Source organism: Tardiphaga sp., assembly GCF_025356345.1.
GTDB lineage: Bacteria > Pseudomonadota > Alphaproteobacteria > Rhizobiales > Xanthobacteraceae > Tardiphaga.
The window spans coordinates 1-14,801 of sequence record NZ_JANXTC010000153.1; the positions used below are offsets into that span (position 1 = coordinate 1).

At 63.5% G+C, this 14,801-nt stretch carries 11 protein-coding genes and 1 pseudogene; 6 read left to right on the forward strand and 6 right to left on the reverse strand.

From position 1 onward, the window contains the following. Together Q0S16_RS08975 and aspS are read right to left on the reverse strand one after the other, a co-directional pair. Positions 1-371: pseudogene (locus Q0S16_RS08975) on the reverse strand (NADP-dependent malic enzyme); the annotation flags it as partial. A gap of 53 nt (positions 372-424) precedes the next feature. Beyond that, complete coding sequence (gene aspS, locus Q0S16_RS08980; protein ID WP_295847221.1) at positions 425-2,197, reverse strand: aspartate--tRNA ligase; 1,773 nt, start codon at positions 2,195-2,197, stop codon at positions 425-427. 455 nt (positions 2,198-2,652) lie between these two features. On the opposite strand from aspS, the gene Q0S16_RS08985 reads away from it, so the two are divergent. The 3 genes from Q0S16_RS08985 (at position 2,653) to rnd (ending at position 7,119) form a co-directional block, all read left to right on the forward strand. Further along, the gene (locus Q0S16_RS08985; protein WP_295847223.1) at positions 2,653-4,332 is read left to right on the forward strand and encodes a methyl-accepting chemotaxis protein; all 1,680 of its coding nucleotides are present in this window, start codon (positions 2,653-2,655) and stop codon (positions 4,330-4,332) included. A 60-nt stretch (positions 4,333-4,392) separates the two neighbouring features. Further along, positions 4,393-5,868: a protein adenylyltransferase SelO family protein gene (locus Q0S16_RS08990; protein WP_295847225.1), complete on the forward strand. Its 1,476-nt coding sequence runs from the start codon at positions 4,393-4,395 to the stop codon at positions 5,866-5,868. Positions 5,869-5,970: 102 nt separating this feature from the next. Further along, a complete protein-coding gene (rnd, locus tag Q0S16_RS08995; protein ID WP_295847228.1) occupies positions 5,971-7,119 on the forward strand; it encodes a ribonuclease D in 1,149 nt (382 codons plus the stop codon). Between the two features lie 193 nt (positions 7,120-7,312). On the opposite strand, the gene ppx is transcribed toward rnd, so the two are convergent. The 4 genes from ppx to Q0S16_RS09015 all read right to left on the reverse strand — a co-directional run bounded on the left by ppx (position 7,313) and on the right by Q0S16_RS09015 (position 12,446). Next, positions 7,313-8,818 (reverse strand): exopolyphosphatase, encoded by a 1,506-nt coding sequence (ppx, locus tag Q0S16_RS09000; protein WP_295847230.1) that lies wholly within the window; start codon positions 8,816-8,818, stop codon positions 7,313-7,315. A gap of 12 nt (positions 8,819-8,830) precedes the next feature. Continuing rightward, on the reverse strand, positions 8,831-11,032 hold the full coding sequence (locus tag Q0S16_RS09005) for an RNA degradosome polyphosphate kinase (protein WP_295847232.1): 2,202 nt from the start codon (positions 11,030-11,032) through the stop codon (positions 8,831-8,833). A gap of 142 nt (positions 11,033-11,174) precedes the next feature. Then, positions 11,175-11,852, reverse strand: coding sequence for a DnaA/Hda family protein (locus tag Q0S16_RS09010; protein WP_295847234.1), 678 nt, complete (start codon positions 11,850-11,852; stop codon positions 11,175-11,177). Positions 11,853-11,900: 48 nt separating this feature from the next. Further along, positions 11,901-12,446 carry a CDP-alcohol phosphatidyltransferase family protein gene (locus tag Q0S16_RS09015; protein WP_295847235.1) on the reverse strand — a complete coding sequence of 182 codons (546 nt, stop codon included), beginning with the start codon at positions 12,444-12,446 and terminating at the stop codon, positions 11,901-11,903. A gap of 168 nt (positions 12,447-12,614) precedes the next feature. Between Q0S16_RS09015 and purM the strand changes: the two genes are divergently transcribed. Genes purM through Q0S16_RS09030 form a run of 3 tightly spaced genes read left to right on the forward strand, consistent with a single transcriptional unit; the run spans position 12,615 to position 14,708 of the window. Next, on the forward strand, positions 12,615-13,688 hold the full coding sequence (gene purM / locus Q0S16_RS09020; RefSeq protein WP_295847237.1) for a phosphoribosylformylglycinamidine cyclo-ligase: 1,074 nt from the start codon (positions 12,615-12,617) through the stop codon (positions 13,686-13,688). Positions 13,689-13,692: 4 nt separating this feature from the next. After that, positions 13,693-14,340: a phosphoribosylglycinamide formyltransferase gene (gene purN / locus Q0S16_RS09025; protein WP_295847240.1), complete on the forward strand. Its 648-nt coding sequence runs from the start codon at positions 13,693-13,695 to the stop codon at positions 14,338-14,340. A 14-nt stretch (positions 14,341-14,354) separates the two neighbouring features. Then, entirely contained in the window at positions 14,355-14,708 is a 354-nt protein-coding gene (locus Q0S16_RS09030; RefSeq protein ID WP_295847238.1) for a hypothetical protein, read from the forward strand. The last annotated feature ends 93 nt before the right edge of the window (positions 14,709-14,801 follow it).

The following is a 14,801-nucleotide window of genomic DNA, read 5'->3' on the forward strand; positions in this document are numbered from 1 at the left end:
TCGACCACACGTTCGATGGTGTCGGCGGCGATCTCGATGTCGAACACGTCGATGCCGGCGAACTTCTTGAACAGGACCGCCTTGCCTTCCATCACCGGCTTCGCCGCCAGCGGGCCGATATTGCCGAGGCCAAGCACCGCGGTGCCGTTGGAGACCACCGCGACCAGATTGGCCCGCGCGGTCAACCATGCCGCTTCGTTCGGATCGGCGGCAATCGCCAGACAAGGCGCGGCGACGCCCGGCGAATAGGCCAGTGCCAGGTCACGCTGGTTGGCCAGCGGCTTGGTCGCCTGGATTTCCAGCTTACCCGGACGCGGAAGACGATGATAGGCAAGCGCCGCCTTGGCGAGATCTTCAGAAGAGGATGACATGAACGCTCCCGCGCAACCGAACTCTAATGTTTAGTGATGAGGTTTAGATCAAATCAGGCTTCCGGCAGATTGAGCCGGATGTGTGCCTCGCGCAATTGCTTGGGCGAAGCCTCCGATGGCGCGCCCATCAAGAGATCTTCGGCGCGCTGGTTCATCGGAAATAGCGAGATTTCGCGCAGGTTGATGGTGCCGCACAACAGCATCACGATGCGATCGACGCCGGCCGCCATGCCGCCATGCGGTGGCGCGCCGTACTGGAACGCCCGATACATGCCGCCGAACCGCTCGATGACGTCGCTCTCGCCATAACCGGCGATCTCGAACGCCTTCACCATCGCTTCCGGGCGATGGTTGCGAATGCCACCCGAGGCGATCTCGAAACCGTTGCAGGTGATGTCGTACTGGAACGCCTTGATGGTCAGCGGATCCTGGCCCTGCAACGCTTCCATGCCACCCTGAGGCATCGAGAACGGGTTGTGCGAGAACTCGACCTTCTTGTCGTCCTCATTATATTCGTACATCGGGAAATCGACGATCCAGGCCAGCGCAAAACGCTCCTTGTCGATCAGGTTCAATTCCTCGCCGAGCCGGGTGCGCGCCAGGCCCGCGAACTTGTAGAATTTCGCGGGATCGCCGGCGACAAAGAACGCGGCGTCGCCGGCCTTGAGACCAAGCGCAACCCGGATCGCCTCGGTGCGCTCCGGACCGATATTGTTGGCAAGCGGGCCGGCGCCTTCATTGCCCTCACGCCACATGATGTAGCCGAGGCCAGGCTGGCCCTCGCCCTGCGCCCACGAATTCATGCGATCGCAGAATGCGCGGCTGCCGCCGGTCGGTCCCGGGATCGCCCAGACCTGGTTGGTGTCGTTTTCCAGCATCCGGGCGAACACCTTGAAGCCGGAGCCGCGAAAATGTTCGGCAACGTTCTGCATCTCGAGCGGGTTGCGCAGGTCGGGCTTGTCGCTGCCGTACTTCCGCAGTGACTCGGCGTACGGAATCTTCGGCCAGTCGCTGTTAACCGGTTTGCCCTTGGCGAATTCCTCGAACACGCCGGTGATCACCGGCTGAACCGCCGCGAACACGTCTTCCTGCTCGACGAAGCTCATCTCGAGATCGAGCTGGTAGAACTCGCCCGGCAGACGATCGGCGCGCGGGTCCTCGTCGCGGAAACAGGGCGCGATCTGGAAATAGCGGTCGAAGCCGGACATCATCAGCAGCTGCTTGTACTGCTGCGGGGCCTGCGGCAGTGCGTAGAACTTGCCGGGATGAATGCGCGACGGCACCAGAAAGTCGCGCGCGCCCTCCGGCGACGACGCCGTCAGGATCGGCGTCTGGAATTCGAAGAAGCCCTGCTCTTTCATCCGCTTGCGCATCGAGTCGACGATCGCGCCGCGGGTCATGATATTCTGGTGCAGCTTTTCGCGGCGCAAATCGAGGAAGCGGTACTTCAGCCGGATATCTTCCGGATAATCCTGGTCGCCGAACACCGGCAGCGGCAATTCCAGCGACGCGCCCAGCACCTCGATCGAGGAAATGTAGATTTCCACGGCGCCGGTCGGCAGGTCGGCGTTCTCTGTGCCCTCCGGGCGACGGCGCACGCGGCCATCGATCTTCACCACCCATTCCGAACGCAGCATCTCGGCGTCCTTGAATGCCGGAGATTCCGGATCGGCGACGCACTGCGTCAGGCCGTAATGGTCGCGCAGGTCGATAAACAACACGCCGCCATGGTCGCGGATCCGGTGGCACCAGCCGGAAACACGGACGGTCTGATCAATATGGTTGTCGCGGAGCGCGCCGCAGGTGTGAGACCGGTAGCGATGCATGAAAATCCTGGAATATCGTCAGAGGGCAGAATCGGGCTCGCGGCTGAGCGCGAAGCGCAGTGTTTACCCGACCGGACCGGGCGCGGCAACCGAACCACGATAGCATCCGCGTCCCGACGCTGCTCCGTGACCGATCTCCACGCCTTGAAGGCCGGCAACGCCGCCCGTACGCCAAAAGGGCTCCGCACAAGAATTGCGCACCCAGATTGCAAAGACTCTTTCACAAAGGTATCTGAGTATATTTCATACTGATATTACGCTGATAAATCAACGAAATAGGCAGTATTTGGCCGAGGATTAACCAAGCATTGAGGAGATCGGATTGAAAATGGAACCATAAAACCTGCCCTTTTTGACGGCAGGCACTTCAGCTCGAATTAGCCATCAACATCTCCGTCTCCGGTTGCCAGCCATGGCCAGCGGCAAGACAGAGCCGGATAGCCGAGGATATTTTTGTGCTCGCCAGATATTCCATAAGCGCCAAGCTGTTTGGCATCGTCGCGTTTTTGTTTCTTGTCATCGCCACGATCGGCGGCCTCGCAGTGGTGCAGATGCGGGGCATCAATTCCGCGGCCCAGGCGATTCAGACCCAGTGGTTGCCGAGCGTTCGCTGGATCGGCGAAATGCGCGTACAATCCGCGCGCTTCCGCGCTGTGCTCCGCGATCACCTGATCGTGGTGGATGCCGACCGGCCCGATGTCGACAAGAACCTCGTTGCCCGCAAGGCCGATTTCGAAAAAGCCCTGAAGAACTACGAGCCGCTGGTGTCCTCGCCCGCGGAGCGCGAGCTGGCCATCCAGCTGAATACGCAATGGAAAGACTTCATCGCCGGGTCCAATGATGTTCAGGCCCTCGCCACCAAGGGCGACCTTGTCGCCGCCAAGGATATCAACGCCAGAAAGGTGGTTCCGACGGGGCGAGCGCTGGATGCCACCCTGGCGAAGCTGGTCGAGCTGAACGACAAAAGCGCCGAGATCGCCGGCACCACCGCCAGCGACACCTATTCCAGCGCGGTACGAATGATGATCGCCCTGCTCGGCGCCGCCGTCGTGCTGGGCATCGGCTCGGCCGTCTATCTGGTGCGCGACATCGCCAGTGGCATCGCCTCGATCCTGAAGCCGATGGGACAGCTGACCTCGGGCGAACTATCCGTCATGATTCCGCACCAGGGCGCCGCCACCGAGATCGGCCGCATTGCCAGCGGGTTACAGATTTTCAAGGAGGCGCTGATCTCGAAGCGTACGGCGGAAGACGCCGCGGGAGCCGATTCAGCGATCAAGGCGGCCCGAGCCGAAACGATCAGCCGGGCCACGCGCGAGTTCGAGGCCCTGATCGGTGAATTGGCGGGCTCGCTGGCGTCCGCATCCACCGAACTTGAGGCCTCGGCGACGACGCTGACCTCGACCTCGGATGCCACTATGGCATTGTCGGGATCGGCCGCGGCCACATCGCATCTGGTATCCAGCAATATCCAGTCGGTCGCCGCGGCCACCGAGGAAATCACCTCATCGGTCAACGAGATCGGGCGTCAGGTTCATGAATCCAACCGTATCGCCCATACCGCCGTGCGACAGGCTGGCCAGACCAACGACAGCATCGCGAAATTGTCGCGCGCAACCGCGCGGATCGACGACGTCGTCAAGCTGATCACCGCGGTCGCGGAACAGACCAATCTGCTGGCGCTGAACGCGACCATCGAGGCCGCGCGCGCCGGTGAGGCTGGGCGGGGCTTTGCGGTAGTGGCGGCGGAGGTCAAGGCGCTGGCCTCACAGACCGCCAAAGCAACCGACGAGATCAGCACGCAGATCGCCGAGATGCAGGCGGCAAGCGCCGACACCGTCGTCACCATCCAGGAGATCGGCTCGACCATCACCCTGATCTCCGAAGTATCCTCCGCGATCGCCGCGGCGGTGGAGGAGCAAGGCGCGGCGACGCAGGAGATCGCGCGAAACGTGCAAAACTCCGCCGAGCTGAGCGGCCGGGTGGCCAGCGAGATCACCGAAGTCAGTCGCGGCGCCAGCGAGACAGGGGCGGCATCCAGCCAGGTGTTGTCGGCGGCGCAGTCACTGTCGGTGGAAAGCACCCGACTCAAGATCGAGGTCGACAAGTTCCTGGCCACCGTCCGCGCGGCCTAGGACGAGTCAGACGCGCCCGGGACCGTTGCGGATTTCCGGGCTACCCCCCATCTCAACCGCATGACAATCCAGTTCCCGTTCGACAACAGCTACGCCACCCTGCCCGCCAATTTCTATGCACGGGTAGCGCCGACGCCGGTCGCTGCCCCCCGGCTCATCAAGCTGAACCGGCCGCTGGCCGAACAGCTCGGCATCGACGCCGACTGGCTTGCCAGCCCGGAGGGCGTCGAAGTGTTGGCGGGCAAGCGCGTGCCAGACGGCGCCGATCCGCTGGCGATGGCCTATGCCGGGCACCAGTTCGGCCATTTCACGCCGCAACTTGGCGATGGACGCGCCATCCTGCTGGGCGAGGTGCTCGACCGCGACGGCGTCCGCCGCGACATCCAGCTCAAGGGCTCCGGGCCGACTCCGTTTTCGCGCCGCGGCGATGGCCGCGCCGCGCTGGGTCCGGTGATCCGCGAATATATCGTCAGCGAGGCGATGTTCGCCCTCGGCATCCCGACCACCCGCTCGCTCGCCGCCGTCATCACCGGCGAGCTGGTGCAGCGCGAAACCATGCTGCCCGGCGCGGTGCTGACGCGCATCGCCGCCAGCCATATCCGCGTCGGCACCTTCCAGTTTTTCGCTGCGCGCGAGGACAGCGAGGCGCTGCGCCATCTCGCCGATCACGTGATTGCCCGGCATTATCCCGACGCCGCCGCGGCCGAATATCCCTATCGCGCGCTGCTCGCCGGCGTGATTCAGCGCCAGGCGGAGCTGGTGGCGCGCTGGCTGCTGGTCGGGTTCATTCACGGCGTCATGAACACCGACAACAGCTCGGTGTCCGGCGAGACCATCGATTACGGCCCCTGCGCCTTCATGGACGACTACGACCCCGCCACCGTGTTCAGTTCGATCGATGAGCAGGGCCGCTACGCCTATGCCAACCAGCCCCGCATCACGCTGTGGAACCTGACCCGTTTCGCCGAAACGCTGCTGCCGCTGATCGATCCCGACCAGAAAACGGCGATCGAGATCGCGCAAGGATTGCTCGCCGGATTTTCGGACATCTTTGACAGCGCCTATCAGGCTGGTCTGCGCCGCAAGCTCGGACTGTTCAGCGCGCGCCCGGACGACGCTTTGCTGGCGCAGGACCTGCTGGCGGCGATGGCGGCCAACCAGGCCGACTTCACCTTGACCTTCCGGCGGCTGGGCGACGCCGCGCTCGACCCCGCCGGCGACGCCGCTTTGCGTGACTTGTTCACCGATCCCGTGGCCTTCGACACCTGGGCGGTGAAGTGGAAGGCCCGCCTCGTCCTGGACCCGGGGGACGCCCTCGCCCGTCATCAGGCGATGCAGGCGGTCAATCCGGCCTTCATTCCGCGCAATCACCGCGTCGAGGCGGTGATCCAGGCCGCAACGGCCGGTGATTACGCGCCGTTCGAAGCCTTGCTGGCAGTCCTGGCACGGCCTTTCGAGAATCAGCCGGCGTATGCGGGCTACGCCGACCCGCCGCTGCCGGATCAGCGTGTCATGCAGACCTTTTGCGGGACCTGAACCATCCCATTCGGCTCCGTCCGGCGCCAGTTCTGCCTGAATACCCTTGACTCAACAGCCTTTTCGGCCGAACGCCATCAACAAAAGCGTTATGGACCGGACATGGAACTGATCACCACCACAGCCCAGCTGACCGCGGCCTGCGAACGGCTCGCCAAACATCCCGTCATCACGGTCGACACGGAATTCCTGCGCGAGACCACCTATTATCCGCTGCTCTGCGTGGTCCAGATGGCCAGCGCGGAAGACGCGCTGGTGATCGACACGCTGGCCGATGGCATCGACCTGAAGCCGTTCTTCGACCTGATGGCCAACGAGGCTGTGCTCAAGGTCTTTCACGCCGCCCGCCAGGACATCGAGATTGTCTGGCATCGCGCCGGCATTGTGCCACACCCGATCTTCGACACCCAGGTCGCCGCCATGGTGCTGGGCTATGGCGACAGCATCGCCTACGACCAGCTGGTCGAGCGCATCACCGGCCACCGCCCCGACAAGACCCACCGCTTCACCGACTGGTCACACCGCCCGCTGACGGAGGAGCAGATCCACTACGCCGTCTCCGACGTCACCCATCTGCGCGATGTGTTCGCCGCGCTCGATGCCGACCTCAAGAAACGGGGTCGCAACGACTGGGTCTCCGAGGAAATGGACGTGTTGACCTCGCCCAAGACCTATGACTTTCATCCCGAGCGCGCCTGGGAGCGCCTGAAGACCCGCGTCCGCAAGCCGAAAGAACTCGCGGTGCTGATGGAAGTCGCGGCCTGGCGAGAACAGGAAGCGCAGAGCCGCGACGTGCCGCGCTCCCGCGTGCTGAAGGACGACGCCGTCGGCGATATCGCCACCCACGCGCCAACCAGCCTGGAAAAGCTTGCCAATCTGCGTTCGCTGCCGAAAGGCTTTGACCGCTCGAAATGGGGCTCCGACATCGTCGCGGCGGTGCAGCGTGGCATCGCGCGCGATCCCGCGTCGCTGCCCAAAATCGAAAAGCCACGCGGCAATGCCAATGGCGGTGCCATCGTCGAGTTGCTGAAAGTTCTGCTGCGTATGACCTCGGAGCGTCACGCCGTCGCCTCCAAGGTGATCGCTACCGTTGATGATCTCGAACAGATCGCCAATGACGACCACGCCGATGTCGGGGCGCTGAGTGGCTGGCGTCGCGAGCTGTTCGGCGAAGCCGCGCTGGCACTGAAACAGGGCCGACTGGCGCTGGCGATCGAAAAAGGCCGCGTCGTGCGGGTCGACCGCGGCTAACCAGAAGCACCGCTCCCTCCACCGTCCTTGCGAGGAGCCGTTGCGACGAAGCAATCCAATTCTTGCGGAGCGTTCGGCGCTATGGATTGCCGCGTCGCTTCGCTGCTATGGATTGCCGCGTCGCTTCGCTAAGGAGAAAGCCAATTGGCTTTCCCTGACCTCGCAATGACGGGGATAGGCCTCAGCCCGCCGCCTACCTTCTCACGATCGTCCCGCTCTTGCCCACCAGCCGCGCCAACTGCTTGAAGCGGCTGCCGACGCGATCGGCAACGAGATCGACCATGCGATGCTCGAACACCAGCATCAGCTTGCGATCTTCCGACTTGAAATGCGTGGCCGGCAGCACGCCGGGCCGCGCCGCGGATATCAGATGCGCCACCCGGAACATGGCGCCGAGGACGCGGGCGCGCTCGACCTGGGCCGGGGTCACCAGCGCCCGCACCAATTCCGGCGGCTCATTCTCGGCGCTGAAGCCGGCATAGCGGTAATAGACCGATAGCGCCAGAAAGGCGCGGCCGTGATGGTCGACCGATCCGAAATTGCCATTGGTGATGAGATGCAGCGTCTGCTCGCCGCGGTAGTCCGGATGCACCCGCCAGCCGATGTCGGACAAAAGGCAGGCAACGCGGCGCAGCCGGCGCTCTTCCTCGGTTTCCTTCAACTTCGCAACGCGAACAAAGCGGTCACTCCAGTCGCTGAGCTCCTGGCCGTGACGCGCCGAACGCGACAGCAATCCGTTCAGCCCCTGCGCCGCCATAACCAGACCATCCTGCGCGCGCACCGCCGTCGGCAACATCTCGAACAGCAGACCTTCGCGCACGCCATAGGTCGAGAACACGATGGCCTTCGGCTTGGCGGTCAGGATGATGTGTTCGAGCACCAGCGCGGCATAGACCAGCAACGGCTGTCGCGCTTCGGCAATGGCGTCGATATTGGCGAGGATATTGGCGGTAGCCAACCGCCTCAGCCGCCGCACGAAATCCAGCGCTTCGACGGCCGGCAACGTGTAGCCGTGCATCACGCGCAGCGGATATCCGCTCTGGACGATATGCAGCCGCGCCAGCGCGCGCCAGGTGCCGCCGACCGCATAGAAATTGCGACCTAGCGCCGTGGTCAATTGCGTCACGCCGGTGAGCGCGGTCTTGACGATTTTCTCGGCGCGCTTGGGCGATTTCTCCGAGGCATCCTGCAGCGCCAGGCTACCGAGCGGCAGCGTGATGCCCGTTCGAACCGAATTGCCCTTCACGTCGATCAGCTCGAGCGAGCCGCCGCCGAGATCGCCAACCAGGCCGTCCGGCTTGTGAATTCCGGAAATCACGCCCAGCGCCGACAGCTTGGCCTCGCGCGGCCCCGAGATGATCTGGATGGCGCAGCCGCAAATCTTTTCCGCCGCGGCGATGAAATCCGGCCCGTTACTGGCGTCGCGCGCCGCCGCGGTCGCAATGGCGTGTACGCTGCCGACCTGCATGATCTTGCACAGCGCACGAAACCGCCGTAGCGCGGTGAGCGCCTTGGCTACCGCGTCAGCGGCCAGCAGGCCGGTCGATTGCACCTCGCGCCCGAGGCCGCACAACGCCTTTTCATTGAACAGGGTGACCAGGCTGCGCGACAGCGTTTCGTAGACGACGAGACGGACGGAGTTGGAACCGATGTCGATTACCGCGACGCTGGCAGCGCGCTTTCGAGGACGCGCTACCATGTGGCGGATTCCTTAGGACGATTGCTCGCGCTCTGCCTTGCGGGTGAGCCGACGTGGCGAAGATTTCTCAAGCGACTTTCCACGGCCAGACAGACTCGGATTGGTCATGAAGTAATCGTGCAGATTGAAGGGTTCCTCACCCTTCGCGGCCTTCATACGCGTTGAAGATCCGTCCGGCAACAACTGCCAGCTCTGCTCGGTGTCCTTCAGATTAGCTACCATGATCTGTTCGAGCACTTGCGTATGCACCGTCGGATTTTGCAGCGGGCACAGCACCTCGACGCGACGATCGAGATTGCGCGGCATCATGTCGGCGGACGAGATGTAGATGACGGCCTTGTTGCTTGGCAGGCCATGTCCCATACCGAAGCAATAGACCCGGCCGTGTTCGAGAAAGCGGCCGATGATCGACTTGACGCGGATGTTTTCCGACAGGCCCGGCACGCCGGGCCGCAGGCAGCAGATTCCGCGCACGATCAGTTCGATCGACACCCCTGCATTCGACGCGTCATACAGGGCGTCGATGATATCCGGATCGACCAGCGAGTTCATCTTGAGCCAGATCGCACCTGGCTTTCCGGCACGGGCGAACGCCGCCTCGCCCTGGATGTGTTCGATCATTCGCTTGCGCAGTGTCAGCGGCGATACCGCCATCTTTTCGATGTCGCTCGGCTCCGCGTAGCCAGTAATATAATTAAATACCCGCGCCGCATCGCGTCCGATCGCGGGATCGGACGTGAAATACGACAGGTCAGTATAGATGCGCGCGGTGACCGGATGGTAGTTGCCGGTACCGGTGTGCACATAGGTCGCCAGCGTGCCGCCCTCGCGGCGGACCACCAGCGACAGCTTGGCGTGGGTCTTTAATTCCAGGAAGCCGTAGACCACCTGGACGCCGGCACGCTCGAGATCGCGGGCCCAGCGGATATTGGCTTCCTCGTCGAAACGCGCCCGCAATTCGACCAGCGCCGTCACCGATTTGCCGGCCTCCGCCGCTTCCACCAGCGTACGCACGATCGGCGAATTATTGGAGGTGCGGTACAGGGTCTGCTTGATCGCGACCACATCGGGATCGCGCGCCGCCTGCTGCAGGAACTGAACGACGACGTCGAAGGATTCATAGGGGTGATGGACCACGAGGTCCTTCTGCCGGATCGCCGCGAAGATATCGCCACCATGATCGCGGACCCGTTCCGGATGTCGCGGCACATAGGGCACGAATTCGAGGTCGGGGCGGTCGAGCCGGGTCAGTTGCGACAGCTCGTTCATGGCCAGCACGCCGTCAACCAGAAGAATCTCGTCGTCGGTCGTCGACAATGCCCGCTGCACGAAGGCACGCAATTCGGCCGGCATCGTCGCTTCGATCTCGAGTCGGATCACCGAACCGCGACGACGCCGCTTCAGCGCCGATTCGAACAACCGCACCAGATCCTCGGCCTCTTCCTCGACTTCCAGTTCACTGTCGCGGATGATCCGGAAGGCACCCAGCCCCTTGACGACATAGCCCGGAAACAGCCGCCCGATGAACAGGCCGGTGGCCTGCTCCAGCGTGATCAGCCGCGTCGAGCCGTCCTTGCCGGGATTCGGCAGCCTAATAAAGCGATCGATTTTGCCGGGCATGCGGATCAGCGCGTTCATCGGCTTGCCGTCGGCGACCCGCGCCAATTGCAGGGCGATGGTGAAGCCGAGGCTTGGGATGAACGGGAACGGATGCGCAGGGTCGATCGCGAGCGGGGTCAGCAGCGGAAAAATATTGTGGAGGAAATGATCCTCGATCCAGCTCCGCTCGCTCTTGGTGGCGTCCTTGCCATCGAGCAGCACGATGCCGACATCGGCCAGCATGCTGCGCTGGTCGCGCCAGATCGCCTGTTGGTCCTTGCCAAGCCGGGACACCGCCTCGTTGATCAGCACCAGTTGCTCGGTCGGCGTCAGCCCGTCGGGGCTGCGCTCGGTAATCCCCTCGCGGATCTGCGCTTTCAGGCCGGCAACCCGGACCATGAAAAATTCGTCGAGATTGTTGGCGGAAATCGACAGGAAGCGTACGCGCTCCAGCGCCGGATGGCCGGCATTGACCGATTCTTCCAGCACGCGACGATTGAAGTGCAACCACGACAGCTCGCGGTTGATGAACCGGTCGGGTCCCGAAGCGATCACCTCCGGTGGCTTCGCTTCACCATTTTTCTCTTCAATATCAATATCTTGCACGGAGTCCATCAGGTAACTATCCATCCAGTTCATGCGGCCGTGCGATGCAGGCAATCCGCCCAAACCATGTGCTACGCGGGTGACGTTCCAATGACATGATCAACCTGCCAAAGCCGCCGTCAAGCCGCATAATGCCGCTTCAGGGGCTAAGTCAGCCGCCGCGCAGCAGTTCCGCGGCCAATGCGCGCGTCACCGGACGGCCAAGCCGCAACGCTTCGGCATCGAGCTGTCCTACGGTTTCGCGGGCCGCGGCGAACGAGCGCTCGATCCGGCTGGCGAGAAAGCTGACCACGTTTTCGTCGATGGCTAGCTGACGATCGGCGCAGAACTTGACGATCAAGGCGCGAAACAACTGATCGTCTGGCGGCAGCAATTGCACCACCGGTATGGCGCGCAGCCGCGAGCGCAGGTCGCGCAACTCGATCGGCAGCGCCACCGGCGCCACCCGGGCGGTGATCAGCACGGAGGCCTCGTCCTCGCGGGCTAAATTCAGCAAATGAAACAGCGCGCGTTCGTCGAACGCGCCGAGGTTGAGGTCCTCCACCACCAGCGCCCCGGTCGCCAGCGCGCCGGGCACGGCCGCGGCGGTAAGCGCATGTGACGCAATCGACCGTGCTCCGGATTGCTCGGCCCAGATCGACGCCAGATGGCTCTTGCCCGAGCCTTCGGGGCCGATCAGCAGCATCACCCGGTTGGGCCAGTCCGGCCAGCGATCGATTAGTCCGAGCGCGTCTGCATTGGCGGGACCCTCAAGAAAATTGTCGCGCGATAGGCTTTCCGCGTGGGGCAGAGCAAACGCCAGTTGACGGGGGGGAACGCGGGCTTCCAAGCAGCTACTCCAAACCGGACGCCCGGCTTCGTTGCCTCAATCGAGAATTCAGTGATCCGGCTCGATCGTACTCATATGGCGCATCCAGCCGACCAGATAGAAGGCCACGGACAGCAGCGTCAACACCGTAACAAAACCCATCAGAATCAAGTCGTAAGGGGACGAATCGAAACCAAATCCGAGGGCCGCCAGAACCAAGGCGGCGAACGCGACCTGGGCCACGGTGTTGAGCTTCGACACCATCAAGGGCTTCATCGGGATCGGCTTGCCGAACAACCATGACACAATCACGGCGCCCACGATCATGATATCGCGCGACACCACCAGAATCACGATCCAGCGCGGCACCGCGCCCCAGATGCCGAGCGCGACATAGATCGAGACCAGCAACGCCTTGTCGGCGAGCGGATCAAGCAGCGCGCCGAGCTCGCTGGCCATGTTGAACCGCTTGGCCAGAAAACCATCGACGGCATCGCTGATGCCGGCAATGACGAATACCGCGAAGGCGATTTCCATCTGATTGGCCGCGATCGCCCAGACAATGACCGGCACCAGAAGGATGCGGCCGAGCGTAATGATGTTCGGTATACTCACACGGCGCTTCCCGGCTCCGGTCTGAATGGCAATCCGGGCTTCGCCACCCCGACCGGCTTGACCTGTACATAGTCCATGCCGCCGCCGCTTGCGAGCCATTGCACGCGACCAGAATCCGACGTAACCAGCCGAAAATACACTGTTTTGCTGAATGCCAGGAAACCGGCCATGACCGACCCGAAAAAAGGCCTCACTTACGCGGATGCGGGCGTCGACATCGACGCCGGTAACCGCCTGGTCGACCTCATCAAGCCGATGGTTCGCGCCACCGCCCGCGCCGGCGCCGACGCCGAGATCGGCGGCTTTGGCGGCCTGTTCGACCTCAAGGCCGCGGGGTTCAAGGATCCGGTGCTGGTGGCGGCCACCGACGGCGTAGGCACCAAGGTCAAGATCGCCATCGAGGCGGGCTTCCATCAGGGCATCGGCATCGATCTGGTGGCGATGTCGGTCAACGACCTCGTGGTCCAGGGCGCGGAGCCGCTTTTCTTTCTTGATTATTTTGCCTGCGGCAAGCTCGACCCCGAGGCGGCGGCTTCGATCGTCGCCGGCGTCGCCGAAGGCTGCCGCGAATCCGGCTGCGCGCTGATCGGTGGCGAAACCGCCGAGATGCCAGGCCTCTACAAGGATGGCGATTACGACCTCGCCGGCTTCGCCGTCGGCGCCGCCGAACGCGGCACCCTGCTCCCGACCAAGGATATCGCCGCCGGCGATGTGGTGATCGGCATGGCCTCCTCCGACGTGCACTCCAACGGCTTTTCGCTGGTCCGCAAGATCGTCGAGAAGACCGGGTTGAGCTATGCCGACCAGGCGCCGTTCCTGCCGTTCATGACGCTCGGCGCCGCCCTGCTCACCCCGACCCGGCTGTATGTCAAATCCTGCCTGCGCGCCGTCCGCGAGACGAGCGCCGTCAAGGGCTTTGCCCACATCACCGGCGGCGGTTTTACCGACAACATCCCGCGCGTGCTGCCCAAGGACCTCGGCGTCCGCATCGATCTCACCGCGCTGACCGTGCTGCCAGTGTTCAAATGGCTGGCCGCCGAAGGCAACATCGCCGAACTGGAATTACTGCGGACCTTCAATTGCGGCGTTGGCATGATCGCCATCGTCAAGCGTGACAGCGTGCAGCAGGTAATGGACATCCTGCGCGAGGGCGGTGAGACCGTCACCGTGCTCGGCGAGGTCACCGACGCCGGCGACGGCGAGCGCGTCGTCTATGACGGGCACCTCGAACTGAAATTGTGAGAGCCTGATGCGCCGCGTCGCCATCCTGATTTCCGGACGCGGGTCGAACATGACCGCGCTGATCGAGGCCGCCGCCGAAGGCTTCCCTGCCCGGATCGCGCTCGTTATCTCCAACCGATCTGACGCCGCCGGCCTCGCTCATGCCAAGGCCGCCGGTGTTGCCACGCTGGTCATCGAGAGCAAGCCGTTTGGTTCCGACCGCGCCGGCTTCGAAGCGGTTCTGCAGGCCGCGCTCGACGATCACCAGATCGAATTGATCTGCCTCGGCGGCTTCATGCGATTGTTCACCGCCGACTTCGTGCAACGCTGGTTTGGCCGGATGCTGAACATCCATCCGTCGCTGCTGCCCTCGTTCCCGGGGCTGGACCCACACGGTCAGGCGCTGCGAGCCGGCGTCAAGATTTCCGGCGCCACCGTGCATTTCGTGATTCCGGAGACCGATGCCGGCCCGATCGTAATGCAGGGGGCGGTCGCCGTGGCCGACGACGACACGCCGGACAGGCTGGCGGCGCGGGTGCTGGCGATCGAGCACAAGATCTATCCGCAGGCATTGCGGCTGCTGGCCAGTTCGGGCGTGCGCGTCGAGGGCGAGCTGTGCCGGACCACGGCCGGCGCCAGCGCCGATGAGCTGATATCACCGACCATCATCTAGCAAGGGAACGAATCATGGCGGACGCCGATCTGGACGTCATCATCCGGCAGGTTGCCAAGCAGCAGAACAAGACGCTGCTGGCGGCGGCCAAGAACCGGCGCGACCACTATCTGGCGCTTGCCGCCAAGGCCACCGATGCCGGCAAGAAAGAACGCTTCAAGCAGCTTGCCAGACACGCGACCGAGCATGGCGCCTTCGCGGCCAAGCGGCTGCTGGTGTCGGCCGACAACACCGCCGACAGCTATGCCAGGTCGATGCGCATCGCCGCTGAAGCTCCGATCGCAAAAGCGACGGTAGCCAAGAAGCCGGCGCCGGTTGCTAAAAAGGCTGCGCCTGCCAAGAAAGTGGCGAAGAACAAAAAGGCCTGATCGCTTCGGCAACTTTGTAACTCAGGACTTGTGCCCCGGGCGCGATGCGATACGAAGTGTGGCATCGCATAGCCCGGGTCCCGATACTTGAGT